Raw genomic sequence first — 25,439 nt, 5'->3', positions numbered from 1 at the left:
AATAATGATCTTGCTTTCTGTACTTAAATTAGCATTCGTCTAGCATTAAATAAATAAAAAAGGATGAGGAAAATGAGTAATCAAGTAAAAACAAATATCGAACAATTGGCTATCAATACGATTCGTACTTTATCAATCGATGCAATTGAAAAATCAAATTCAGGTCACCCAGGAATGCCAATGGGCGCAGCTCCAATGGCATATACACTATGGGCAAAAGAAATGAATCATAATCCAGCTAACCCTAACTGGTTTAATCGTGACCGTTTTGTACTATCTGCAGGTCATGGTTCTATGCTATTATACAGCTTGTTACATCTATTCAATTATGGCGTAACAATCGATGACTTAAAGAACTTCCGTCAATGGGGAAGCAAAACTCCAGGTCATCCAGAGTTCGGTCATACACCAGGTGTTGAAGCTACAACTGGTCCACTAGGACAAGGTATTGCAATGGCAGTTGGGATGGCAATGGCAGAAAGACATTTAGCAGAAACATATAATAAAGAGAATTATCCAGTGGTTGACCACTTTACTTATAGCATCTGTGGAGATGGCGATTTAATGGAGGGTGTATCTGCAGAGGCAGCATCGCTTGCAGGTCACTTAAAATTAGGAAGATTAGTAGTATTATATGATTCCAATGATATTTCCCTAGATGGTGATTTACATCTATCTTTCTCTGAAAGTGTTCAAAAACGTTTTGAAGCATACGGTTGGGAAGTAATTCGAGTAGAAGATGGCAATGACTTAACAGAAATTCAAGCAGCTATTGCACAAGCGAAAAAATCAGATGTACCAACATTAATCGAAGTGAAAACAGTTATTGGTTACGGTTCTCCAAATAAAGGTGGAAAATCTGCATCACACGGTGCACCACTAGGAGTTTCCGAAACACAATTAGCGAAACAAACGTATGGTTGGTCTTACGAAGAAGCATTCCATGTTCCAACAGAAGTTTCTGAGCACTATGCAGCATTAGCGCAAGAGGGAGCAGACAAAGAACAAGCTTGGAATGAGTTATATGAAGGCTATAAAGCAGCTCATCCAGAATTAGCAGCTCAACTAGAAACAGCAATCAAAGGAGAGCTACCAGCTGATTTACAAGAAAGTCTTCCTGAATTTAATGCTGGGGATGCAATGGCTACAAGAGATTCTTCTGGTAAAACAATTCAAGCAATTGCTAGTGCTGTGCCTGCATTCTTCGGTGGTTCTGCAGACCTTGCTGGTTCAAACAAAACATTAATGACTGCTGAGAAAAACTTTGCAATCGACGGTTACGCTGGTAGAAATATATGGTTTGGTGTACGTGAATTCGCAATGGGTGCAGCGTTAAACGGTTTAGCACTACATGGTGGAGTGAAAGTATTCGGAGCAACATTCTTCGTATTCTCTGATTATTTACGTCCAGCAATCCGCTTAGCAGCATTAATGAAATTGCCTGTGACTTATGTATTCACACATGACAGTATCGCAGTTGGAGAAGATGGTCCAACACATGAACCAGTTGAACAACTTGCTTCATTACGTGCAATGCCAGGACTTTCTATCATTCGTCCAGCAGATGCAAAAGAAACAGCTGCTGCATGGCAACTTGCTGTAGAAAGCACAGATACACCAACAGCGCTTGTATTGACACGACAAAACTTGCCAACATTAGATTTAACAAAGGCTGAAGCATACGAAGGCGTGAAAAAAGGTGCTTACACAGTTTCAACTGGTAAAGAAGCAGCTCAAGCTTTAATCTTAGCATCTGGTTCAGAAGTATCCCTTGCAATGAAAGCACAAGCAGCATTAGCAGAAGAAGGAATTTCTGTAAATGTTGTAAGTATGCCAAGCTGGGATCGTTTTGAAAAACAATCAGCTGAGTATAAAGAGAGCGTATTACCAGAAAGTGTTCAAGCACGTGTTGGTATTGAAGCTGGTTCTTCTCTTGGCTGGAGAGAATATATCGGCTCTAAAGGGGAGCATATCACGATTGATCATTTCGGAGCATCTGCACCTGCCGATAAACTTTTCGAAGAGTACGGATTCACAGTGGAAAATGTAGTAGCGAAAGTAAAATCTTCTATCTCAAAAACAAAATAATGAACTAAACTAACATTCAGAAGCTAATGACCATGAAATATGGTTATTAGCTTCTTTTTTGTATAAGGAAGATTTTAGAAATTGTTGTGAAATAACAATTAAATAAAAATTGTCATATAAGTAGCTGTCAACTTTATTGATAGTTTTTGTAGCAAAAAGTAGATAATTATAGTAAAAATAAGGGATATATTTAATTGCTGAATGAATGCGAATAAATCAATATTGGCAAATAGTCCTTCACTTCACTATAGCAAAATTTGCAGGCACTTTGTGCAAGTTAATCACTTAGTGACACAATTCACAAACTAGTTATGGAAATGAAAGCGAATACAATAATGATTTCATTCATGCTACAATAAAATCAAGTTAAGAGGTGATAGATAATGTACCTTGATGAAAGAAGTAATATTTTATTAAAGGAAGTATTGAGTAATCCTGATACCTCTAACATAAAGCTAGAGAAAAAATTTCAGCTATCCCGAAGACAAGTTAGTTATAGTTTTCAGAAAATCAATGACTGGCTAGAATCAAATAATTATCCTGCTATAAAAAGAACCAACGGTGGAAAATTCATCATTAGTCCAGTCATCATGGAATTATTTGCTGAAAAGACAGATGAACAAGCAGATAAGCATTATATTCCATCTGAAACAGAAAGAGCTCAATTTATTCTATTGTATATTATTAGTAGCGAAGAAGAAATTTCCTTACTTCATTTTACTAGTGCATTAGGGGTTAGTAAAAATACAATCCTCCGGGATATGAAGAATGTTCAGCAAATGATTGAGCCATACGAACTTGAGGTTAATTATTCAAGATTAAAAGGATATGAATTAAAAGGGAAAGAATGGAATGTTCGAAAATTATTAGTGGAAGTATTGGAAAATATCTTATCTATTTATAATGGCGAAGTATATATTCAAAAGTTTATTAGTGTATCGAAAGACAATCTATCTATTATCAAGAACAGGCTAGATGAAGTGGAAAGTAGTTTAAATCTTCAGTTCATTGATGAACGGATTAATCTTTTACCATATATTTTAGCAGTAATTTTAAAGCGGATACAAAATGGAAAAGTAATTCAAGATTTTTATCATATTGATTATCGTTCCTTGTCAGATACGAAAGAATATATTGCTGCTGAGATATTAATTAAAGATATTGAGCAAATTCCGAAAGAAGAACATCTGTTTATGACCTTACAGCTGCTGACATCTAAAATACTATCAGCACAGTTTTTAACCGATCATCAAATTCCAGAGTTGACTAAAGCTTTAGAAATATTTCTTCATACTTTTGAATCTAAAGCGTGTATTGCATTTAAGGATAAAGCGGCATTACTTGGAAGACTAGTACTTCATATGAAGCCCGCTTATTACCGAATGAAGTATAATCTAACGACGAATTACACGATGATGGAAAAAGTAAGTGAAGAATTCGAAACGATTCATTTTATTGTAAAGGATTCTATCACGCCAGTAGAGGAATATATAGGATGTCCTATACCAGAAAGTGAATTAATGTTCATCACTATCTTTATCGGAGGACATTTAATTAGCTCAGGAGAAACCATTCAGAAGAAGAAGAAAGCAGTAGTTGTTTGTCCTAATGGCGTATCTATTTCACGCTTAATGGAAAGTACATTACGTGAATTATTTCCTGAATTTTATTTTCATCAGGCTTTATCCATTAGGGAATTTCAACAATTAAATTATCAAATTGATATTATTTTTTCACCAGTAGCATTGCAAACGGATACAAAACAATTTGTCATTAATCGCATATTAACAGATTTTGAAAAAGTCCAGCTTAGACAAAGAGTATTAAGAGAAATATTTGGCTTAAATACAAATGTAATAAACATTGAGCAATTAATGGGGAAAATTGAGAAATATGCTTCCATAAAAGATAAAGCTTCCTTGAGAAATGCTTTGCAGGAACATTTTTCTATTACTACTGCTACTGAATCCCAAGAGCGAATGACAAAAATGGATTTATCGCTAGCATCCTTACTGACACCTGAAATGATTACAGTGGTGAAAAGTGTAGCAGATTGGCAGCATGGAATACAAATGGCGGCGAATCAGCTGTTGAAAAATGGAAATATTACAGAAAATTATGTAGAAGAAATGATGAAACAGTATCCAACAATGGTACAGCATATTTTACTAAGAAATGTTATTGCAATTCCTCATGCTGGTCCTGAAGCCGGTGTAAATAAAGTCGGCATGAGCCTATTAAAAATAGAAGATGGTATCCCTTTTAATGACGATGTAAAAGTATATTTTATTGTAGTGCTTGCATCAACAGATAAGCATAAGCATCTTTACGCACTAAGACAGCTTATGAGTTTATCAAAAAATGGAGAAGATATCAGCAAACTAACTAATAGCAATGATTCAAACCAATTATACGAAACTATCAAAAAGTATGCTTAAAGTTAAGTGAAAGCGGAGGGGTTTAAAATGGCAGTTGCTTCATTTATAAAAGAAAGCTTAGTTAACGTCGGTTTAAAGGTAGAAAATCAAGATCAACTTTTTAATACAATGTATGAGAAGGCATTTGAGCAGGGACTTGTAAAGGAATCATTCCTTCCAAAAATTAAGGAGAGAGAATCAATCTTTCCAACGGGACTCAGTGTCAATAATTATAGTATCGCTATCCCTCATACAGATCCGGAACATGTAGTGGAGCAATTTATTGCCGTTTCTGTCTTAGAAAAACCAGTATCCTTTCATTTAATGGAAGATAATACGAAAACAACTGAGGTGCAAGCGGTATTGATGCTTGGCTTGAATCAACCACATAGTCAAATTGAGGTTTTACAAGAATTGATGCAAGTTATTCAAGTTGAGGATCATTTAGAAAAGCTTATCCATGCGAAAGACAAATCAGATATAACAGCATTATTTCAAAGCATTAACATTTCATGAAAGGTGGTGAGGTAGATTGGACAGGCGCACAATACTAGTTGCATGTGGTGCGGGAATTGCAACTTCAACAGTGGTTCTTGATCATTTAGAAGAATTAGTTAAACGAGAAAATTTAAAAGTGGAGCTTGTTCAATGCAAAATAGCAGAAGTTGCAAGTTTACAGTCTAATGCAGATTTAATCGTTGCAAGTACCATATTGCCAACAAAATATTCTATTCCTGCACTTAGTGCAACCGCTTATATAAGTGGAATAGGGATGGAGGAGTTAGATAAAGAAATTCTAAGATATTTAAAAAAATAACGTGCATGTTAAAGGGTTAGACAGAAAAAAATGAATTGCTTCTATATAGATAATACACAAATCGAAGGGAGATTTTTAAAATGAAAAAAGGTAAAATTCTTGTAGCTTGTGGAGCTGGTATTGCAACATCAACAGTAGTATGTAACCGTGTAGAAAATTTGGTAAAGGACAACAATCTTAATGCAGAAGTTGTTCAATGCAAAATAGCAGAGGTTTCTTCTCTTCAAGGGGACGCAGATTTAATCGTATCAACGACAATCCTTCCAAAACAATATGATATTCCTGCTATTGTAGCAACTGGATATATTAGTGGAATCGGCATGGAGCAAATTGATCAGCAAATTATTAATCATTTCAAAAAGTAATTTTAAATCATCTAAGAATGAAATCTCAGCTGAGACAATAGAGGCGGGGGAACCTGCCTACTATCCTTTCCTTGGTGTATAGGATACACAAATATAAATAATGTGATGAGAGGAGATTCAAAATGAGTCAACTTTTAGATGGAGTACAGTACGTCCTTAATTTAGGACCAACCGTTATCTTACCAATTGCCATACTTATTATTGGACTTATATTTCGTACAGGGTTTAAAAAGGCATTTCGTTCCGGCTTAACAATTGGAATTGGATTTGTCGGTATTAATTTAGTTATTGGCGTTCTTACAGGCAGCTTAGGGCCAGCTGCACAAGCGATGGTTGAAAGATTTGGTTTGAACTTACATGTAATTGATGCTGGTTGGCCAGCGGCAGCAGCAGGTGCTTGGGCATCACCAGTTGCAGCAATCCTTTTACCGATTTGTTTGGGCGTAAACTTATTAATGATTTTCCTAAAATTAACGAAAACATTAAATGTAGACATTTGGAATTACTGGCATTTTATTGCCGCTGGTGCAACTGGTTATATTTTAACAAATAGCTGGATTTTTGCAATCCTTTGTGCGGTTGTTTATGAAGTAATTGTGTTAATTATTGCAGATAAAACACAGCCAATGGTTGAAAAGTTTTATGGATTACCAGGAATTACATTCCCAACTGCTTCAACAGCAGCATTCGCACCACTTGGTATTTTAATTGGTTTATTAATTGAAAAAATTCCTGGCTTACAAAAGATTAAAGCAGATCCCGACGTTATTCAAAAAAGAATGGGGATTTTTGGAGAGCCTATGATGATGGGCTTTATCTTAGGGATTCTTATCGGAATTCTAGCTGGATACAACGTAGGAGATGTGTTCCAAGTTGGTATTTCAATGGGAGCAGTTATGCTTTTATTACCACGTATGGTTAAGATTTTAATGGAAGGTTTACTACCAATTTCTGAAGCTGCACGTGATTACTTGAGAAAACGTTATGCTGGTAGAGAATTATATATTGGTCTAGATGCGGCACTAGCTGTTGGGCATCCAGCTGTTATGTCAACTGCACTTATTTTAGTCCCAATTACATTATTCCTAGCAGTTATTCTTCCAGGAAACCAAGTACTTCCTTTTGGTGACCTTGCAACGATTCCGTTTTTAGTAGCATTCATTGTTGGTTCTAGAAAAGGAAATATCATCCATTCTGTTATTGTGGGTACAATTATGATAGCGCTTTCCTTGTATATGGCAACTGATTTTGCACCTGTATTTACGCAAATGCTTGAAGGTGGATCATTTGAAATGCCAGGAGGAGCTACTCAAGTATCCAATTTAGACACTGGAGGAAACTTGCTGAACTGGTTAGTATTAAAGGTTTCTCAACTTTTCCAAGGTGTATTTTAATCCAGCTTTAAATGATTAAAAAAACTTAGGAGGATGTAATCAATGAAAGCTATCACTAAATTAAAATCAGGCTATGATGAAATGGAGCTAATCGAAATCGATGAGCCTTCTGCATATGATGATAAAGTAAAAATAAAGGTTGCCTTTACAGGAATTTGTGGATCAGATATCCATACCTTTAAAGGGCAGTATAATAGCAAAAATACACCTGTTGTATTAGGACATGAATTTTCTGGTATAGTGGTCGAGGTCGGTAAAGATGTATCCAAAGTAAAGATTGGAGATCGAGTAACAAGTGAAACAACCTTTACAACTTGCGGAGAATGTATCTATTGTCAAGAAAAAGACTATAACCTTTGTCCGAATCGAACAGGACTTGGCACACAAGTAAATGGTAGTATGGCAGAGTATGTGATTGCTAGAGAAGAAAGCGTTCATGTATTAAAGGAGAATGTTAGTTTAGAAGCAGCGGCATTAACGGAGCCATTAGCTTGTTGTGTCCATGCTGCATTAGAAAAAACAACCATTGATGAAAAAGATGTAGTATTAGTATTTGGTCCTGGTCCGATTGGATTGTTACTAAGTCAAGTAGTAAAATCCCAAGGGGCATTCGTCATTTTGGCTGGTATCACAAAAGATAGAAAGAGATTAGATCTAGCGAAAGACATAGGCATTGATGTGGTTGTTGACCTGTTACAAGAAAATTTAAGTGAAGTAGTAAATAAGTATACAGATGGATATGGGGCGGATAAAGTATTTGATTGCTCTGGTGCTGTTCCAGCTGTAAACCAAGGTCTTGCACTAACTAAGAAAAAAGGGACCTTCGTTCAAGTAGGATTATTTGCAAAGAAAACAAATGAGATTGATCAAGAATCCATTATTCAAAGAGAAATTAATTATATAGGATGCCGTTCTCAAAAACCAAGCTCTTGGGATATTGCCTTGCAATTGCTTGAGGATGGAAAAATTGATACCGATAAAATGATTACTAAAATCGTATCTCTTGATGAATGGCGTAATGGTTTTGAAAAAGTGATGGCTGGTGACGAAATTAAAGTTTTAATTGAGTCATAAGCCTTGCTAATTGGATAAAAATACTCCTCTTACATACATAAAGTGGAGTATTTTTATTTGTTTACTATGTATTTTTGTAATCACTATACTATACAAAAAGTTAAACAATTTTGAATATGAAAACGTATACATCAAGAAGTGTCTCATGTGATAAAATGAACATGTTGAAAAGATAGAATGGAATGATTCGAAAAATAATCGTATTATCTTTCAGGTTCTAATTAATAGAAAGGGTGAGGAGCATGAAGTTAGCTATAGCATGTGATCATGGTGGATTTGCCTTAAAAGAAGCAGTAAAAAAATATTTATTGGAACAAGGAATAGAGGTTAACGATTTTGGTTGTCATAGTAGAGAAAGTGTCGATTTTCCAGACTATGCGAAAATCGTAGGGGAGTCTATTGTAGCAGGTCAAAATGAATTAGGAATTCTTTGCTGTGGAACTGGTATCGGCATGAGTATTGCAGCAAATAAAATAACTGGCATACGTGCAGCTGTAGCTGGAGACGTTTTTTCGGCAAAAGCTACTAGAGAGCATAATAATAGCAATATCCTTTGTTTAGGAGAGAGAGTTACAGGAGAAGGGTTGGCATTATTAATTATAGACACATGGCTTCAAGCAGAATTTTTAGGCGGAAGACATGAAAGAAGAGTAGAAGCTATTGGGGAATTAGAAAAACATCTTTGTTGAAAAAAATCAAAGAATAGGAAGTTTGTTATTTAGAGGCTACTAAAATTAGAATGAACAGGTGTGTTTATTTGAAGAACGGCATGTTATCGCAAGGAGACTACCTTTTGAGAATATCAAAATAAAAAGATGAAGGAATGATACTATGAGTAACACAGTTGTTACAAATATCGAGAAAATAGCAATTAATACAATTCGTACTTTATCCATTGATGCCATTGAGAAATCAAACTCTGGTCATCCGGGAATGCCGATGGGAGCAGCACCAATGGCTTACACACTATGGGCTAAAGAAATGAATCACAATCCGGCTAATCCTAATTGGTTCAACCGTGACCGTTTCGTTTTATCGGCAGGCCATGGTTCGATGCTTCTTTATAGCCTTTTGCACTTGTTTCAATATGATGTGACCATTGATGATTTAAAAAACTTCCGCCAATGGGAAAGTAAAACTCCTGGCCATCCAGAGTATGGTCATACGCCAGGTGTAGAAGCCACAACTGGTCCACTTGGCCAAGGAATTGCGATGGCAGTTGGGATGGCTATGGCAGAGAGACATTTGGCAGACACCTATAATAAAGATAATTTCCCAGTAGTAGATCATTATACGTACAGTATTTGTGGGGACGGCGATTTAATGGAAGGGGTATCTGCAGAAGCAGCGTCGCTTGCAGGTCACTTAAAATTAGGAAGACTAGTAGTATTATATGATTCCAATGGTATTTCCTTAGATGGTGATTTACATCTGTCATTCTCTGAAAGTGTTCAAAAGCGTTTTGAGTCGTATGGTTGGGAAGTAATCAGAGTGGAAGATGGAAACGATGTGGAGGAAATTCATAAGGCAATTACAAAGGCAAAGCAATCAGATATCCCTACACTAATCGAAGTGAAAACAGTAATTGGATATGGTTCTCCAAATAAGGGTGGTAAGTCAGCGTCACACGGTGCACCGCTAGGAGCTTCGGAAACTACTTTAGCAAAACAAACATACGGTTGGCAATATGAAGAAGCATTCCATATTCCAACAGAGGTTTCAGAACATTATGCAGCCTTGGCAAAAGAAGGCATAGACAAAGAACAAGCTTGGAATGAGTTATATGAAGGCTATAAAGCAGCATATCCAGAATTAGCAACTCAACTAGAAACAGCGATAAAAGGAGAGCTACCAGCTGATTTACAAGGAAGCTTACCTGAATTTCATGCTGGAGATTCTATGGCAACAAGAGATTCTTCTGGTAAAACAATTCAAGCAGCAGCAAAAGAAATTCCATTCTTATTTGGTGGATCTGCTGATTTGGCAGGGTCCAATAAAACATTCATGACCGCTGAGAAAAACTTTGCAATCGATGGGTATGCTGGAAGAAATATTTGGTTTGGCGTACGTGAATTCGCCATGGGTGCAGCGTTAAACGGTTTAGCACTACATGGTGGGGTAAAAGTATTCGGAGCAACCTTCTTCGTATTTTCTGATTATTTACGTCCAGCAATTCGCTTAGCGGCATTGATGAAATTGCCGGTAACGTATGTATTCACACATGATAGTATTGCAGTTGGGGAAGATGGCCCTACACATGAGCCAATCGAGCAATTAGCTTCTCTGCGTGCAATGCCAGGTCTATCAATTATTCGTCCGGCGGATGCGCAAGAAACAGTAGCAGCATGGCAACTTGCTCTAGAAAGTACAGATACACCAACAGCACTAGTATTGACACGACAAAACTTACCAACATTAGATTTAACAAAAGCAGAAGCATATGAAGGTGTAAAAAAAGGAGCTTACACTGTTTCTACATCCAAAGATGAAACACAGGCATTAATCTTAGCATCAGGATCAGAAGTATCCCTTGCGATTAAAGCGCAAGCAGCATTAGCAGAAGAAGGAATTTCTGTAAATGTGGTAAGTATGCCAAGTTGGGATCGTTTTGAAAAACAATCCGCTGAATACAAAGAGAGTGTATTGCCAGAAACCATTCAAGCACGTGTCGCCATTGAAGCGGGTGCCTCTCTTGGTTGGAGAGAATATATTGGATCAAAAGGAGAACACATCACGATTGATCATTTCGGAGCATCTGCACCTGCCGATAAACTTTTCGAAGAGTACGGATTTACTGTGGAAAATGTAGTAGCAAAAGTAAAATCTACTATTGCAAAAACAAAATAAAAGTTGAGATAAGCCAATGACCTTATTAGGTTGTTGGCTTTGTTTAGGAAACTAAAAATCATTTCTATTTATAATAAGCCCAATACTTACAATAGTTACAAAAAGAGATAATATTTCTTCCGCATAGTCTTTCTATTACCATATTAGTAGAATATAATAGATTTATACTATAAAAGATTAAGTTCCTTTAAAACAAGGAATGAATAGATGGGAAGCTATTGTAAGGATGGGGGAAGTATTATGTGGCAAGATTGGTTGCTCGAGCTTTTAAAAGGATTTGGGAAACTATTTTTGAATCCGGTTTTCTATTTATCGTTTTTATTTGCCGCTTTTTTAGGGGTTACTAGAGTAAAAAAAGAAAGAAGAAATTTTACGGTAAGAGCACAGAACGCTTACTTTGAACTGAAACAATTGTTGCCATTGGGGCTTATCAGCGGATTATGTGTATCCGTTCTTTCTATCGGACTTGTTTTAGTAGTTCCAATGGAATTTATTATTTTTACAGGAGTCATTTCGATCGTATTAGTGTTGATTGGAAAAACGAGAATAATGTCTCCTGTATACACAGCTGGATTAGGAATAGTAGTTAGCAGTGTTTCTTTGTTCTATGGATGGGATTATTTCTTGTTTTCTAAAAGTAATCTAAATTCATCCGAATATATTTTTCCGACGGCAGTTATTTTGTTAGGCTTATTAATTATTTCCGAGGGAATATTTGTTCGTAAAAATGGAGTTAACGGAACTTCGCCGCGGTTAAAGAAAAGTAAACGTGGTCAAGCTATAGGCATTCATTTACTAGAGAGAGCGTGGATCTTACCAGTATTTTTATTTGTCCCTTCAGGAGTATTAACGATTCCATTTGAATGGTGGCCAATGTTTACTGTAGGAGATCAAACCTATTCTCTCCTCTTGGTTCCTTTCTTGATTGGATCTAAAATGGAAATTCAAGGGGAACACCCGATTATTGCGATTCGAAATGTAGGAAGAAATATTATTATTCTAGGTTCTATTATTATTGTAGGTGGAGCTGCTGCTTATTTCTTCCCAATTTCTTCACTCGGTTTCGTGTTAGTAGCAATTATTGGACGTGAGTGGATTACAAGAAAGCAGAGAAACAATGAAAAGAACAAATCCTTCTATTTTTCTAGAAAAAATAATGGCGTGGTAATATTAGGAATTGTGCCAGATTCTCCAGCAGATAAAATGGAGCTGAAAATTGGTGAAATGATTTCTAAGGTAAATAGTATTCCAGTTCAAGATAAAAATCAGTTATATAAAGCATTACAAAAAAATTCTGCCCATTGTAAACTGGAAGTGTTTGATGCTCATGGTGAAATTCGTTTCGTCCAAAGGGCTTTATATGAAGGGGATCATCATGAATTAGGGTTGCTATTGATTCCTGACGAGAATGTTCATGGGAATGAAGCGGTCTAAAAGAGTTAAGGGGTAAATGCATAACTAAATAAAAATCGAGTAATCTATTCCAATGATTACTCGATTTTTGTATTTTCAGTTGATTAAAGTACAAATAGAATAATAGTTTTACATGGTACTAGTATCAATGACGAAACGATATTTAACATCTGAAGCTAAGACACGTTCATATGCCTCATCAATTTGGTCGGCTGAAATTACTTCGATTTTTGGAGCAATATGATTTTTTGCACAGAAATTTAACATCTCTTGTGTCTCACGGATACCTCCAATCATGGAACCAGCAAATGAACGACGGTGCCCGATTAGAGACATCACATTCAATGACAGTGGCTCTCCAGGAGCACCGACATTTACCATCGTACCGTCAAGAGTAAGCAAGGAAAAATAAGAATCAAGGTTGATTTTTGCACTTACAGTGTTAAGGATTAAGTCAAATGATCCAGCAAGTTTCTCAAATGTTTCTGGATCGTTTGTAGCATAGTAGTAATCTGCACCAAATTCTAAGCCATCTTCTTTTTTCTTTAATGATTGTGATAGTACGGTTACTTCGGCACCCATAGCATGTGCAATCTTAACAGCCATATGTCCAAGACCACCCATTCCAACAATCGCTACTTTCTTTCCTGGACCTGCTCCCCAGCGATTTAATGGGGAATAGGTTGTAATACCCGCACAAAGCAATGGTGCTGCAGCGTCAAGTTCAATATTATCAGGAATTCCAACAACAAAGTCCTCTGTCACAACAATATGGGTAGAATAGCCGCCTTGTGTAGGCTCACCATATTTGTCTACACCAGCGTATGTTGGAATGTTTCCTTTTAGGCAGTATTGTTCTTCGCCTCTTAAGCAGTTCTCGCATTTTCCACAGGAGTCCACCATACATCCGACACCTACTCGGTCACCAACTTTATATTTTGTTACTTCTGTCCCTACTTCCGTAACAATTCCTGCAATCTCATGACCGGGGACAAGAGGATAGTTAACAGGACCCCATTCACCGTGGGCAGTATGGATGTCAGAATGGCAAATGCCTGCATATTTAATTTCGATTAGAACATCGTGTAAGTCAAGGTCCCGTCTGTTAATTTCAGTTGCTCGAAACGATTTATCCGGACCGTTGACTGCTCTTGCTTTAGCTGAAATCATTTTTGAAAAACCTCCAATAGTTTAATTTTTTAAGAGAGTATGTATTACTGAACTTATTTTTTATTCATTGTCTCTCTTACTAAATTAGAATAATCCCTATAGTTAACTCTAGGTCAAGTGATAAGCATAAATATTATGATTTAAGTTAAATCTTTGACAGGTAGTAAACAGCGTGTTAGGATGCTGTTTAAAACATAGAGTTAACTCAAAATCTATATCAAGAGGGAGAAGAAAAAGGATGAAGACTTATTCTATCAGTGAAGTGGCGAAAGAATTAAATCTCACCGTATACGCCTTGCGTTACTACGATAAGGAGGGGCTAATGCCTTTTGTGGAACGTACTCCGAATGGCACTCGAGTGTTTAAAGAATCGGATGTTGAATCACTAAAGATCATTCAGTGTCTAAAATCTACTGGGATGCCTATTAAGGAAATTAAAGGATTTATTGCCTGGTGTTCGGAAGGGGATTCCACCTTACAGCAAAGATATGATATGTTTTTAGAACGAAAGGCTGCTGTGGAGGCACAGCTAGAAGAATTAAATAAGACAATGGAAGTCATTAATCATAAGTGTAATTACTACATGACAGCCATAGAAGCAGGGACGGAAGATATTCATAAAAGTAATAAAATAGGGAGTTTTAATTAATAGAAAATACTTGTCTTACGACGATTTAAAATATTCCTTATGAAGGCTGCTCACATATTGCAACAAACTTTACGAAAACAGCCTTCATAAATAATCAAGTTAAGTTTTAGAATATATAACTAATAGAAGAGGGTAAACATGAAATTAGATGAATTTACAATTGGACAAAGTTTTAAAACAAAATCTTTTAAAGTGACAAAAGAAGAGATAATGAAGTTTGCAGGAGAATTTGACCCTCAATACATGCATTTGAATGAGGAGAAAGCGAAAGAAGGCAGATTTAATGGAATAATCGCTTCAGGTATACATACTTTAGCCATTTCTTTTAAGCTTTGGGTAGAAGAAGAGAAATATGGGGAGGATGTTATTGCTGGAACGGAAATGAATCATATAAAATTTTTAAAACCAGTTTTTCCAGGTGATGAGCTGTATACAATGGTAAAGGTTCTCGAAAAAAAGCAAAATAAAAGTGCTACTGGAATTCTTACAGTGTTGCTTAGTACGTATAATGATAAAGAGGAAGAAGTTTTTTCAGGGGAATTATCTGTCCTTATAAAAAATTGATATAGGATAAAAAAATTTTAGTCAAAAAGCAAAAGAGACCTTTTATTCTTTTGCTTTTTTTATGGACAAATGTTTAGCAGTAACGATTGAATTAGCCCTGTGTAAATAATTTTTCACATTGGACAATCTCTTTCTTTCATACTCTAAATTCAAAGGGGAGATGGAGGAAATGAATAAAGAGACTAAAAAACAAATAATCATTGTAGTAATTGAATTTTCGAAAATGAAGCGATTTGTCATGATGGATATGGGCATTGGTACACTTTCTTATTACGTAATCAAAATGATTAATGGAAATATCGCTATCGATCTAATTGGAAGTACCATTATCACGGAAGGAGTAAAAAGAATATATAAGGGGATGAATAAAAGTAGGAAAAAGGCTTTTAAAGAGGATTTCATGTTCATTAAGAAATAAATAAAATGAAAGGAAAGAAATTTTCTTTTTTGCGTATAATTAAAACGAGTCGTCTTCATTATTATCAAAAATAGTATTTGTGTATTGCTCCATGAAAACAAATAAACTCAATTTGTAGATATGGATTGACGAATATTTGGAAATTGGTTAAGATTTTTCCTAAGAGAAACATTTTTTAATGAAGGTATAATTTTTATATAAATGAAAAAGCGTCGGAATAATACAGATGGATAAAGGGGGATTTATATGCCCGAAAATTTATTGGTTGCCTTTGGTTTAACGTTATTAGCAGGTCTTGCTACTGGGATTGGAAGTATGCTTGCTTTTTTCACATCGACAACTAATACGAAGTTTCTCTCGTGGATGCTCGGCTTCTCTGCGGGTGTGATGATTTATGTATCGATGATTGAGATTTTTGTTAAAGCGAAAGATGCATTAGTCGGATCATTAGGACAGCAAACAGGGAATTGGCTAACTGTTGCAGGATTCTTTGGGGGGATATTGTTAATTGCTTTTATTGATAAATTCGTACCAGAGCAAGGAAACCCCCATGAGCTGAAAAAAGTAGAAGACATTAATAAATCAAATGTAAAGCAAACAGACCATTCCCTTTTGAAAATGGGGAGCTTTACAGCACTTGCTATTGCCATTCACAACTTCCCAGAAGGAATTGCAACCTTTACTGCAGCTCTTCAAGATCCAGGACTTGGTGTAGCAATCACAGTTGCAATAGCAATACATAATATCCCAGAAGGAATTGCGGTCGCAGTACCAGTTTATTTTGCGACAGGTGACCGAAAAAAAGCATTTAAACTTTCCTTTTTATCAGGATTAGCAGAGCCAGTTGGCGCCTTAGTTGCATTCCTTATCTTAATGCCATTTCTAAATGATGTGATGTTCGGCCTTATCTTCGCAGCAGTAGCAGGAATCATGGTCTTTATTTCATTAGATGAATTATTGCCAGCTGCCAAAAAATATGACGAAGGCCACTTATCCATATATGGACTGATTGCCGGAATGGCTGTGATGGCAGTAAGTTTGTTATTGTTTATATAGAAAGAGTTTTATTTGCTATAAATGGAATAATTAATTGTTATTTTGTTTTTATAAATGAGTTACTAAATAAAGCCATAGCAGGCTGAATACCCTTCACGTCCCTACGGAAAGCATAGTGTATTCAGCCTGCGGTTTTAGTAAGGCATTTATGAGAAAACAAACCACAATCAATTCTTCTCCAATAAATTATTTTCTTTCTCCATCTTCTCCACTTCTAACTTCAATTTATTCGTTTCCAATAAGAAATTTTCATATTTTAATTTTTCAAGTTTTAGCTGATCCTTTAACATGGCTCGTTTTAATTTTGTCTGTGCTTCTAAATGGCCAGTTATGATGCGTGTTAGGGGTACAGAAAATATGATTAAAACAGTAATGACAAAACTCATTTTGTTAACACCCTTATCTTTTTTTACTAGATATACGGTAATTTAAAGCAAAAGTTTCAATTATTAAGTAATAGACTTCTTTTTTATTTTGGATTTTACAGAGTAACAATAGAAGTAAATGAAAGGATACTTGGGATATTAATAACAAGCTGATGTGATTTCCTTAAAATGTAAGACGTTACATAATGTGAATAGAGGAAAAAATAATATGAAAATATAATTCAGTGAAAATTTTTCGTGAAAATAGATGAAAGAGAAGGATATATCATCTATTATAGAAGGGAGAATGACAATATAGATGATGACAAAATAAGTGTGTAGGTGAACAGAATGGATAGACTAGATGAAAAAGCATTAGTTGGAGAAACTGCAGCAATTCAATATGTAAAAGATGGAATGACCGTTGGACTTGGAACAGGATCTACTGCCTATTATGTAATTAAAAAAATGGGAGAAATGATTAAGGAAGGAATGGAATTAAAAGGAGTTGCTACATCAAAGGCTACAGAAAAATTGGCTAGGGAATATGGGATTCAACTGGTTGATATAAATGAAGTAGAAGAATTAGATGTTGCTATTGATGGTGCAGATGAAATTGATGCTAATTTCTTTGCTATAAAAGGAGGAGGCGGAGCATTACTGCGAGAAAAAATAATTGCTAGTGCTGCTAAAACCTTTGTAGTTGTTGCTGATGGCAGTAAGAAAGTTCAGTCATTAGGGCAATTTCCTTTACCTGTAGAAGTAGTGCCATTTGGATATAAACAAACAGAGAGAGCCATTCGAAAATTAGGATGTAAAACAGAGATGCGGTTCAAAGATGATAAACTTTATGTGACAGATAACGGAAATTATATTGTAGATTGTTCTTTTCCTAGTATCCAAAATCCCAGTCAATTACATGAGACCTTGAATAATATAGTAGGAGTAGTGGAAAATGGCCTCTTTATTCATATGGTAGATGTATTAATCTCTGTTGATAAGCAACATGAAATTAGTGTGGATATAGCTAAAAGATAATGAGTGGGCAAAAGGTGTTAGCGTATTTCACAGTAATGTAGATTTATCGCACATTAACTTGCATATAATACCCTCACCTAAACATTTTTAGGTGGGGAGCTATTCATAAAACCTCTAGTGATCAAAAATAACTATTTGGATCATATTTCATTAGAGATTAGGTGTTTTTTCTTTGAAAGCGTTTCTTTTTTCGTTTTTAAGATTTATCATCTTAGATAGGAAGGCAACTATCTAGAAAATGCCCAATTAAAGAAAGCAATAATGTTTGAGGAAATTGCGCTAATAAGGGAGAGATAAAATGTCTTTACGAGAAGAAGCTTTACATATGCACCAAGTCAAACAAGGAAAATTGGAAATACATGCAAAGGTAGAAGTGAAAAATGCCGAGGATTTAAGTTTAGCTTATTCTCCAGGTGTTGCAGAGCCCTGTAAAGAAATTTTTAAAAATCCAGAAGCTGTATATGATTTTACGATGAAAGGTAATATGGTAGGGCTTGTAACAAATGGCACCTCTGTACTCGGTTTGGGGAATATTGGAGCAGCGGCATCTCTTCCGGTTATGGAGGGAAAAGCAATCTTATTTAAAATCTTTGCGGGGGTAGACGCTTTTCCTATAGCCTTAAATACAACAGATGAAGATAAGATAGTGGAAACGGTGAAATTGATGGCTCCTACTTTTGGTGCGATTCATCTAGAAGACATTGCTGCCCCCTATTGTTTTGGGATAGAAGAACGATTAAAGCAAGAATTGGATATTCCTGTATTTCATGATGACCAGCATGGTACTGCGATTGTAACCTTGGCTGGACTTATCAATGCGCTTAAGCTTGTAAACAAAAAAATGAAGGATTTAAAGATTGTTATAAATGGGGCTGGTGCTTCAGGAATAGCTATTACGAAACTTCTCTTTTCCTATGGCGTGAAAAATATGATTTTATGTGACACCAAAGGAGCTATTTATTCTGGGAGAACTATTGGGATGAATCCGGCAAAAGAAGCAGTAGCAGTATATACAAACGATAAGAAAGTAACAGACTTACATGATGCGATTAAAGAAGCAGACGTATTCATTGGTGTTTCTATCGCAGGTACGCTAACAAAAGAGATGGTAAAAACGATGAATAAGGATGCAATCATTTTTGCGATGGCCAATCCGATACCAGAAATAAGCCCTGCCGAGGCGAAAGAAGCAGGTGCTGCTATAGTTGGAACAGGAAGGTCTGATTTTCCAAATCAAGTTAATAATGTATTGGCATTTCCAGGTGTCTTTCGTGGAGCTTTAGATGTTCGTGCGACAACAATTAACGAAGAAATGAAGAAAGCAGCAACGGAAGCAATTGCAGGATTAATTTCGGACTCTGAGTTGAATGAAGATTATGTAATTCCAAGTCCTTTTGATCCAAGAGTAGCGCCAGCAGTAGCTGCCGCAGTTGCTGAAGCAGCGATGAAAACAAATGTAGCGAGAATTCAGGTCGATCCAGAGCAAGTAAGACTGAAAACAATGAAACGGACAATTATTAAAAAATAAATAAAGAGGTAAATAAAAGCTGACATTTTGTCAGCTTTTATTTGTGTGCAAAACTAGCTTAGTTAAAAAGGATTAGTTTCCTTTACCTCTTGTGTGCTAATAAGAGAAGAACTAGTGCTTTTCTTACTTGCTGTTACGTTGAATAGCAGATTTAACAGGATTGCTGCAATACTTCCGGTAATAATCCCATCACTTACTATAATACGTAGAGCGGAAGGGAGTTGGTCAAATAAAGTAGGAACTGCAGTCGCGCCTAAACCAATGGAAATCGAACAAGCCATAATCAATAAGTTAGCTTGATTCGTGAAATCAACGCTACTCAGCATTCTGATTCCAGAAGAAACAACCATTCCAAACATAACAACCGTTGCTCCGCCTAATACTGGTGTTGGGATAATGGTAGCAAAAGCAGCGATTTTAGGAATGAATCCTAAGAAAACAAGGATTGCACCAGCGGCTACAACTACATGGACGGTTTTAACTTTTGAAAGCTGTACAAGACCAACGTTTTGGGCAAAGGTATTATACGGAAATGCATTAAATAGTCCACCTAACGTAATTGCTACCCCTTCTGCACGATACCCTCTCGTTAAATCCTTTTCACTTAATGGTGTTTCGGTAATCTTGCTTAGTGCAAAGAAAACTCCAGTTGATTCGATGACAATGACCAATCCAACAATTAACATTGTAAGAATCGGGCCAATTTCAAAGCTTGGGGTTCCAAAATAGAAAACTTCAGGGAAATGAAACCAACTTGCCTCTTTTACTGGGGAAAGATTAACTTTTCCAAGAAAGGAAGCAGCAACTGTACCTGCTATAATTCCAATTAACACAGACAATGATTGCAGAAATCCTTTTGTGAAACGGTTTAACAATAGAATGAATAATAGAACACCAAATGAAAGAATCAGATTCTCAATGGAGCCAAAATCTTCACTAGTTGCTCCTCCTCCCATATTTTTAATACCTGAAGGAATGAGAGATAAACCTATAATGGTAACGACGGTTCCGATCACGACGGGAGGGAAAAGCTTTGTAATTTTACTGAAAAAAGGAGCGCAAATAATCATAAAAAGTCCAGTAATAATGATAGCCCCATAAATTGCAGTAACTCCATAGTTTGCTCCAATGGAGATCATTGGGGTAACGGCAACAAAGGAGCTACCAAGAACAACTGGTAATCCAATTCCTAAATATTTATTTTTCCAAGCCTGAAGCAATGTGGCAATACCGCATGTCAATAAATCAATTGCAACAAGATAAGCAAGTTGTTCGGTTGATAAATTTAAAGCTCTTCCGACTAGTAGCGGAACGAGGATAGCACCTGCATACATGGCAAGCACATGTTGAAGTCCTAAAGAAAAAATTTTCAAACCCGTTTCTTTATTTTCAGCCATTATTTACACTCCTTTTTCTCCTTGTGTTAATAAAACTAACGTTATTCGTTATGTTTATTAACATCATAATAATCGAGAAGAAAGAAGTCATTGGTTATATTGTACAAAATATTTAGAAAATATAGATTATATATCTAAGAAGAAAAAAGGCTTCCTTTATAGTTGGATTTGCTTTTTTCTTTCATTCGATTTTAAAATCGATTTTATTCGGAATGCAAAGCGAAGATGGAAGGTAGTTTCTGGATCCTTCAGGCTTTTACCTAGCAACTCTTCACATTTTTCCAGACGATAGATTACGGTATTGCGATGTACATATAGACGTTTCGCGGTTTCGGAAATTTGGCAATGGGTCTCTAAGTAAACCGATAATGTATTGAGTAAAATTTGTTCTTCCTCTTGTTGCTGATTACTCGTGAATGCTTGAAAGATATAATCGTAAAACTCTTGAAGATCCTTTGTTGGAATAATTCTTAACATTTCAAAGACATCCTTTGGCCGATGAATTTGGATAAAAGGAATACTTCCAGAAAGCTGACCAGTATGTAAGGCACTAAGTGCCTCTTTGTAGCCATTAGGTATATTTAATAGGCGCTGAAAAACATTACTGATACCAAATGACATCGATCTCTTAAAGGTATTTGTCATATAATCTTGAATATTTTGTAAATAAGGAAGAATAGTGCTGTCTAAATCATAGGATGAATGGGCGACTTCCATGATAATGATACAATGATCATCTTTAATAAAAAGCTGAGAGGCAAAGGGTGCCTTCTTTATTTCCGTTTCTAAAAATTCGTATATATAATCAATCTCAACAGAATGCTGTGTAAAGGACATATACTGTTCACTGTTATCCATTTTGCCAATGATTGCAATGGATGCCTGCTCCCTTTTTAAAGAGAATTCTTTTGCTCTACTTTCAATTTCCTCTGCAAAGGTAAATTTTCCTTCCACGAAATGAGTAAAGAAATCATTCCTTGCTCTTCTTGTATATTGTTTTACTGTATTTTCTCTCATTAGCTCAAAGGATAAAACATTTGTAGCTTGTTCAATAGTAAGCAGTAAGCTCTTGTCTTCAATCGGAATTTCTCCAAGTACCACTAAAAATGCAGGTTTCCTCATATGCGTATAAATTGGAAAAATAGTAAAAACCTCTTCTGTATTTCTGCTTGAAAAACAAGAGTAGGGCGAGCTTGTTAATAAAAATTCATATCCTTTTGCATGCAGGGAGCTAAAGTAGCTTCCGATAGAATTTCTAGTATGAGAAGTGGTATGCATTTGTAAATGTGCATCAAGTAAAACAATACGCTTGTTGATCATTTGTGATAAGTCGTCAACAAGCCTTTTTATGCCTTTTCCTTTTAAGATATGCTGTGTGAATTTCCGATGCGTTTCAAATGCACTGGTTAATTCAGCCGTTCTCTGACTCAACATGTAATTTAAAGAACCATTAACAATTTCACCAAGTGACGTTTCTAATGGAATTTCTAAAAGTGGAAAGCCTTTTTCATTCGCAAATTGAATTGCTTCTTGTGGAATATGTCCTAAGAATCGTTTTGCTTTAATTCCTAGAGCGGTACAATCTTTTTCCTGCATGCTTTTTATTAAAGAAAGCAAAATATCAGGATCATCTTTCAAATGATAGGCGGTAGTAACTAATAAATCGTTAGGGTGTAAATATTCAACGATATCTGGCGCATCCATCATGGTAATATTCTTTATTTCTTTATTTAATCCACTGTGACCTGCAATGACTTGAACAGCGTCAAACACTGGCTTCTGCAGAATCTCTGCTAGTTTCATATTATCCCTCCTCAAGAAATCTATTTATAAGGTGAATGATTATTTCTATTTAGTTATTTTATACAAAGTATTTAGATAATTCTAACATTTTATCTAATGTATTGCTAGCAGCTCGTTATTAAAATAATGGTTACATAATATTAGTGCGTTGTAATTGTAAATGCAAAAAAGAGCTAGAAAACATAACAAAATGGAGAAGTATGTTCCTTCATTTTTGAATAGGTTGAATCAATTAGAGTTATCACCCGAGAGGAGCGATTGAAATGAAGACAACTATTGATATAGATTCAAAAGAGGTGGGCAGGTGGATAGAATGGTTAGCTGCATTTGGGTATACCAAAAATGGCGGGGTTACACGACTTCTCTATGATGAAAATTGGAGGTTAGCACAATTTTCTCTTTTACAAAAAATGAAGGAATGTGGTTTAAACCCATATTTGGATGGGGTGGGTAATCTGTTTGGCAGACTGGAAGGAACGCTGCAAGAGGAGAAAGCAATTTTAACAGGTTCCCATATTGATACGGTTATAGATGGTGGGAAATATGACGGTGCATATGGAATTATTGCAAGTCTGGTCGCTGTTAATTATTTAAAGGAGCGTTATGGATTACCAAAAAAAACGATAGAAGTCGTATCCTTATGTGAGGAAGAGGGGAGTAGATTTCCTTTAGCTTTCTGGGGTTCAGGTTCCATAACGGGAAAATTTACAAAAGATGATTGCCACGAATTATATGATACGAAAAATATTTCCTTTTCCCATGCAATGTTATCCATGGGATTACAAACAGAGAGAGAACAAGTGAAAAGAGAGGATATTGATTGTTTCATAGAAATACATATAGAACAAGGTGCAGTTTTAGAGAAAGAGCAAAAGTCGATTGGTATTGTTTCTCATATTGTTGGACAAAGAAGGTTTACTGTTAAAGTAATAGGAGAGAGTAACCATGCAGGTACAACCCCGATGCCTTATCGGAAGGATAGTATGCATTTAGCTGCTGAATTAATTACCTATACATTAAATCAAGTTACAGAAATTGATTCTCAGTTAGTAGCAACGGTTGGGAAAATAATAGCTTCTCCTAATGTTCCAAATGTAATTCCGAAAGAAGTTACGTTTACATTAGATGTCAGGCATCATCAAGAAGAAGTGTTAGATTTCTTTTGCGGGAAAATAATAGCTTATTTTAAACAGAAAAGCATAGAATCAGGTATGAATGTGGAGTGGGAACAATGGATGGATGTGAAGGCTGTCGCAATGGATGATAGATTGACAAAATTAGCTCATCATATCGTTCAAGAAATGGAGATTCCAAACCGAACAATGATCAGCGGAGCAGGGCATGATGCCCAAGTGTTTGGAACTTACTGTCCGACAGCTTTACTATTTGTTCCAAGTGCAGGTGGAATCAGCCATTCACCAAAAGAACATACGGACTTAGAAGATTTAAAAAGAGGGATTATTGTTCTTATTGAATTTTTGCAGAGATTGGCTTATTAAAGAGCAAGGTCTTGCATAGTAGAGAAAAAGACGATCATCGAGTAAATGAAAGCCGCAAGAAAAAATTATCTCTTAAAGTTTGTTCTATATCAAAATATATCTATAAAGGAAGGACATAACCAATGACTTTTTCAGAATTAAACACCCCTCTAAGAACGATTATGACACCAGGCCCAGTAGAAGTAGATCCGCGAGTATTAAGGGCTTTAAGTACCCCAATTTTAGGACAATTTGATCCTGCGTTTACGGCTATTATGAATGATGTGATGGCAATGATACAACAAGTTTTTCAAACAAAAAACAGGTGGGCATATCCGGTAGATGGAACATCGAGATCTGGACTTGAAGCAGTATTAGCAAGTGTTATCGAGCCAGGAGATAAAGTGTTAATTCCGATTTATGGGAGATTTGGTCATCTATTAACAGAAATTGCTGAAAGATATGGGGCCGACATTCAGTTACTTCATTGTGAATGGGGAGAAGTTTTTGATCCGGAAGTAATCATTGCAGAAATGAAGAAAGTGAAACCAAAAATTGTTGCCCTTGTACATGGAGAAACATCAACTGGCTGTATGCAACCATTAGAAGAGGTTGGGAAAGCATGCCGGGAACAAGATATTCTTTTTATTGTCGACGCAGTGGCAACCATTGGTGGAGCGAATGTTCAAACAGATAATTGGTATATAGATGCAGTTATTGGGGGGAATCAAAAGTGTTTATCGGTGCCATCTGGTCATGCCCCAATTACTTATAATGACCGAGTGGAAAAAGTATTGATTGCTCGGAAAAAGGTAGAAAGAGGGATAGCTACAGATAGTGAACTAGCAGAGAAAAAAGCCCATACTCCTATTCGCTCAAATTATTTAGACTTAGCACAATTACAGGATTATTGGAGTCCAAGAAGATTGAATCATCATACAGAAGCAACTTCTATGTTATACGCATTGCATGAGGGATTAAGAATCGTTTTAGAGGAAGGATTAGAAAATAGATTTTTGCGTCATCAATACCATGAACAAGCATTAATAGAAGGCATTCAAGGTATGGGCTTAGAATTATTTGGTGATAGAAGATGGAAGTTACCAACAGTTACTTGCATTAAAGTACCTGAAGGAATCGATGCAGAATCTGTTCGAAGCATGATGCTCCAGCAATTTGGAGTGGAAATCGCAAGCTCCTTTGGTCCATTGCACGGGAAAATATGGAGAGTCGGAACAATGGGCTATAGCTGCCGAAAAGAAAATGTTCTATTTGTCCTAGCTAGTTTAGAAGCATGCCTACTTAGACATGGAGCAAAACTTCCTGCAGGTCAAGCGCTCCAAGCAACGTTAGACTTTTATTCTAGAGATTGAAAAGAAAAGGTAACAGAGAAGAGGTCTCTGAGCCCGAGAGCAAGAGCTTCAGCAAGAAAAGGTAACAGAGAAAAGGTCTCTGAGCCCGAGAGCAAGCTCCCGAGCGAAAAAAGGTAACAGAGAAGAGGTCTCTGAGCCCGAGAGCAAGCTCCCGAGCGAAAAAAGGTAACAGAGAAGAGGTCTCT

At 36.1% G+C, this 25,439-nt stretch carries 22 protein-coding genes; 18 read left to right on the top strand and 4 right to left on the bottom strand.

Annotation, left to right across the window (positions count from 1 at the left end; all coding sequences use genetic code 11):
* Window positions 1-72 precede the first annotated feature (72 nt).
* From tkt (RTL21_RS01940) to RTL21_RS01895, 10 genes are all read left to right on the top strand, one after another.
* Window positions 73-2,088: a transketolase gene (tkt, locus tag RTL21_RS01940; protein ID WP_312092772.1), complete on the top strand. Its 2,016-nt coding sequence runs from the start codon at window positions 73-75 to the stop codon at window positions 2,086-2,088.
* A gap of 383 nt (window positions 2,089-2,471) precedes the next feature.
* Entirely contained in the window at window positions 2,472-4,526 is a 2,055-nt protein-coding gene (locus tag RTL21_RS01935; RefSeq protein ID WP_312092770.1) for a BglG family transcription antiterminator, read from the top strand.
* A gap of 27 nt (window positions 4,527-4,553) precedes the next feature.
* The gene (locus RTL21_RS01930; protein WP_312092768.1) at window positions 4,554-5,021 is read left to right on the top strand and encodes a PTS sugar transporter subunit IIA; all 468 of its coding nucleotides are present in this window, start codon (window positions 4,554-4,556) and stop codon (window positions 5,019-5,021) included.
* 16 nt (window positions 5,022-5,037) lie between these two features.
* On the top strand, window positions 5,038-5,322 hold the full coding sequence (locus tag RTL21_RS01925) for a PTS sugar transporter subunit IIB (RefSeq protein ID WP_312092766.1): 285 nt from the start codon (window positions 5,038-5,040) through the stop codon (window positions 5,320-5,322).
* An 80-nt stretch (window positions 5,323-5,402) separates the two neighbouring features.
* The gene (locus tag RTL21_RS01920) at window positions 5,403-5,687 is read left to right on the top strand and encodes a PTS sugar transporter subunit IIB (protein WP_312092764.1); all 285 of its coding nucleotides are present in this window, start codon (window positions 5,403-5,405) and stop codon (window positions 5,685-5,687) included.
* A 122-nt stretch (window positions 5,688-5,809) separates the two neighbouring features.
* A complete protein-coding gene (locus RTL21_RS01915; protein WP_312092762.1) occupies window positions 5,810-7,081 on the top strand; it encodes a PTS galactitol transporter subunit IIC in 1,272 nt (423 codons plus the stop codon).
* Window positions 7,082-7,123: 42 nt separating this feature from the next.
* Window positions 7,124-8,155, top strand: coding sequence for a zinc-binding dehydrogenase (locus tag RTL21_RS01910; RefSeq protein ID WP_312092760.1), 1,032 nt, complete (start codon window positions 7,124-7,126; stop codon window positions 8,153-8,155).
* 242 nt (window positions 8,156-8,397) lie between these two features.
* The gene (gene rpiB, locus RTL21_RS01905; RefSeq protein WP_312092758.1) at window positions 8,398-8,844 is read left to right on the top strand and encodes a ribose 5-phosphate isomerase B; all 447 of its coding nucleotides are present in this window, start codon (window positions 8,398-8,400) and stop codon (window positions 8,842-8,844) included.
* Window positions 8,845-8,986: 142 nt separating this feature from the next.
* Window positions 8,987-11,002: a transketolase gene (gene tkt / locus RTL21_RS01900; protein ID WP_312092756.1), complete on the top strand. Its 2,016-nt coding sequence runs from the start codon at window positions 8,987-8,989 to the stop codon at window positions 11,000-11,002.
* 240 nt (window positions 11,003-11,242) lie between these two features.
* The gene (locus RTL21_RS01895) at window positions 11,243-12,436 is read left to right on the top strand and encodes a PDZ domain-containing protein (protein WP_312092754.1); all 1,194 of its coding nucleotides are present in this window, start codon (window positions 11,243-11,245) and stop codon (window positions 12,434-12,436) included.
* Between the two features lie 108 nt (window positions 12,437-12,544).
* Here the strand turns inward: RTL21_RS01895 and RTL21_RS01890 are convergent, their stop codons facing one another.
* Window positions 12,545-13,585, bottom strand: a complete 1,041-nt coding sequence (locus tag RTL21_RS01890) for an NAD(P)-dependent alcohol dehydrogenase (RefSeq protein ID WP_312092752.1) — start codon at window positions 13,583-13,585, stop codon at window positions 12,545-12,547.
* 238 nt (window positions 13,586-13,823) lie between these two features.
* On the opposite strand from RTL21_RS01890, the gene RTL21_RS01885 reads away from it, so the two are divergent.
* The 4 genes from RTL21_RS01885 to zupT all read left to right on the top strand — a co-directional run bounded on the left by RTL21_RS01885 (window position 13,824) and on the right by zupT (window position 16,272).
* Window positions 13,824-14,234, top strand: a complete 411-nt coding sequence (locus tag RTL21_RS01885; protein ID WP_312092751.1) for a MerR family transcriptional regulator — start codon at window positions 13,824-13,826, stop codon at window positions 14,232-14,234.
* 138 nt (window positions 14,235-14,372) lie between these two features.
* Window positions 14,373-14,798 carry a MaoC family dehydratase gene (locus RTL21_RS01880; protein WP_312092749.1) on the top strand — a complete coding sequence of 142 codons (426 nt, stop codon included), beginning with the start codon at window positions 14,373-14,375 and terminating at the stop codon, window positions 14,796-14,798.
* A gap of 169 nt (window positions 14,799-14,967) precedes the next feature.
* The gene (locus RTL21_RS01875; RefSeq protein ID WP_312092747.1) at window positions 14,968-15,216 is read left to right on the top strand and encodes a hypothetical protein; all 249 of its coding nucleotides are present in this window, start codon (window positions 14,968-14,970) and stop codon (window positions 15,214-15,216) included.
* Window positions 15,217-15,462: 246 nt separating this feature from the next.
* Entirely contained in the window at window positions 15,463-16,272 is an 810-nt protein-coding gene (gene zupT / locus RTL21_RS01870) for a zinc transporter ZupT (RefSeq protein WP_312092745.1), read from the top strand.
* A gap of 167 nt (window positions 16,273-16,439) precedes the next feature.
* On the opposite strand, the gene RTL21_RS01865 is transcribed toward zupT, so the two are convergent.
* The gene (locus RTL21_RS01865; protein ID WP_312092743.1) at window positions 16,440-16,658 is read right to left on the bottom strand and encodes a hypothetical protein; all 219 of its coding nucleotides are present in this window, start codon (window positions 16,656-16,658) and stop codon (window positions 16,440-16,442) included.
* Between the two features lie 330 nt (window positions 16,659-16,988).
* Here RTL21_RS01865 and rpiA point away from each other — a divergent pair, with 330 nt between their 5' ends.
* Window positions 16,989-17,675 (top strand): ribose-5-phosphate isomerase RpiA, encoded by a 687-nt coding sequence (gene rpiA, locus RTL21_RS01860; RefSeq protein WP_312092877.1) that lies wholly within the window; start codon window positions 16,989-16,991, stop codon window positions 17,673-17,675.
* A 298-nt stretch (window positions 17,676-17,973) separates the two neighbouring features.
* Entirely contained in the window at window positions 17,974-19,203 is a 1,230-nt protein-coding gene (gene ystJ, locus RTL21_RS01855) for an NADP-dependent malic enzyme (RefSeq protein WP_312092741.1), read from the top strand.
* 62 nt (window positions 19,204-19,265) lie between these two features.
* Here ystJ and RTL21_RS01850 read toward each other — a convergent pair whose 3' ends face one another.
* Together RTL21_RS01850 and RTL21_RS01845 are read right to left on the bottom strand one after the other, a co-directional pair.
* Window positions 19,266-20,600, bottom strand: a complete 1,335-nt coding sequence (locus tag RTL21_RS01850; RefSeq protein ID WP_312092739.1) for a nucleobase:cation symporter-2 family protein — start codon at window positions 20,598-20,600, stop codon at window positions 19,266-19,268.
* Between the two features lie 156 nt (window positions 20,601-20,756).
* Window positions 20,757-22,403, bottom strand: a complete 1,647-nt coding sequence (locus RTL21_RS01845) for a PucR family transcriptional regulator (protein ID WP_312092737.1) — start codon at window positions 22,401-22,403, stop codon at window positions 20,757-20,759.
* A gap of 263 nt (window positions 22,404-22,666) precedes the next feature.
* Between RTL21_RS01845 and RTL21_RS01840 the strand changes: the two genes are divergently transcribed.
* Together RTL21_RS01840 and RTL21_RS01835 are read left to right on the top strand one after the other, a co-directional pair.
* Window positions 22,667-23,902, top strand: coding sequence for a Zn-dependent hydrolase (locus RTL21_RS01840; RefSeq protein ID WP_312092736.1), 1,236 nt, complete (start codon window positions 22,667-22,669; stop codon window positions 23,900-23,902).
* Between the two features lie 122 nt (window positions 23,903-24,024).
* On the top strand, window positions 24,025-25,254 hold the full coding sequence (locus RTL21_RS01835) for a pyridoxal-phosphate-dependent aminotransferase family protein (RefSeq protein WP_312092735.1): 1,230 nt from the start codon (window positions 24,025-24,027) through the stop codon (window positions 25,252-25,254).
* Window positions 25,255-25,439 lie beyond the last annotated feature (185 nt).

Source organism: Niallia sp., assembly GCF_031978665.1.
Taxonomy (GTDB): domain Bacteria; phylum Bacillota; class Bacilli; order Bacillales; family Cytobacillaceae; genus Niallia.
This window is presented reverse-complemented; position numbering and strand designations above follow the sequence as displayed.

Coding starts and splice junctions, on each gene's coding strand:
- RTL21_RS01850 (WP_312092739.1), bottom strand. CDS start 20,600: ATGGCTGAAAATAAAGAAACGGGTTTGAAAATTTTTTCTTTAGGACTT.
- RTL21_RS01875 (WP_312092747.1), top strand. CDS start 14,968: ATGAATAAAGAGACTAAAAAACAAATAATCATTGTAGTAATTGAATTT.
- RTL21_RS01865 (WP_312092743.1), bottom strand. CDS start 16,658: ATGAGTTTTGTCATTACTGTTTTAATCATATTTTCTGTACCCCTAACA.
- RTL21_RS01920 (WP_312092764.1), top strand. CDS start 5,403: ATGAAAAAAGGTAAAATTCTTGTAGCTTGTGGAGCTGGTATTGCAACA.
- RTL21_RS01935 (WP_312092770.1), top strand. CDS start 2,472: ATGTACCTTGATGAAAGAAGTAATATTTTATTAAAGGAAGTATTGAGT.
- RTL21_RS01845 (WP_312092737.1), bottom strand. CDS start 22,403: ATGAAACTAGCAGAGATTCTGCAGAAGCCAGTGTTTGACGCTGTTCAA.
- RTL21_RS01930 (WP_312092768.1), top strand. CDS start 4,554: ATGGCAGTTGCTTCATTTATAAAAGAAAGCTTAGTTAACGTCGGTTTA.
- RTL21_RS01915 (WP_312092762.1), top strand. CDS start 5,810: ATGAGTCAACTTTTAGATGGAGTACAGTACGTCCTTAATTTAGGACCA.
- RTL21_RS01890 (WP_312092752.1), bottom strand. CDS start 13,585: ATGATTTCAGCTAAAGCAAGAGCAGTCAACGGTCCGGATAAATCGTTT.
- tkt (WP_312092756.1), top strand. CDS start 8,987: ATGAGTAACACAGTTGTTACAAATATCGAGAAAATAGCAATTAATACA.
- RTL21_RS01840 (WP_312092736.1), top strand. CDS start 22,667: ATGAAGACAACTATTGATATAGATTCAAAAGAGGTGGGCAGGTGGATA.
- zupT (WP_312092745.1), top strand. CDS start 15,463: ATGCCCGAAAATTTATTGGTTGCCTTTGGTTTAACGTTATTAGCAGGT.
- ystJ (WP_312092741.1), top strand. CDS start 17,974: ATGTCTTTACGAGAAGAAGCTTTACATATGCACCAAGTCAAACAAGGA.
- RTL21_RS01895 (WP_312092754.1), top strand. CDS start 11,243: ATGTGGCAAGATTGGTTGCTCGAGCTTTTAAAAGGATTTGGGAAACTA.
- tkt (WP_312092772.1), top strand. CDS start 73: ATGAGTAATCAAGTAAAAACAAATATCGAACAATTGGCTATCAATACG.
- RTL21_RS01885 (WP_312092751.1), top strand. CDS start 13,824: ATGAAGACTTATTCTATCAGTGAAGTGGCGAAAGAATTAAATCTCACC.
- RTL21_RS01835 (WP_312092735.1), top strand. CDS start 24,025: ATGACTTTTTCAGAATTAAACACCCCTCTAAGAACGATTATGACACCA.
- rpiB (WP_312092758.1), top strand. CDS start 8,398: ATGAAGTTAGCTATAGCATGTGATCATGGTGGATTTGCCTTAAAAGAA.
- RTL21_RS01910 (WP_312092760.1), top strand. CDS start 7,124: ATGAAAGCTATCACTAAATTAAAATCAGGCTATGATGAAATGGAGCTA.
- rpiA (WP_312092877.1), top strand. CDS start 16,989: ATGGATAGACTAGATGAAAAAGCATTAGTTGGAGAAACTGCAGCAATT.
- RTL21_RS01880 (WP_312092749.1), top strand. CDS start 14,373: ATGAAATTAGATGAATTTACAATTGGACAAAGTTTTAAAACAAAATCT.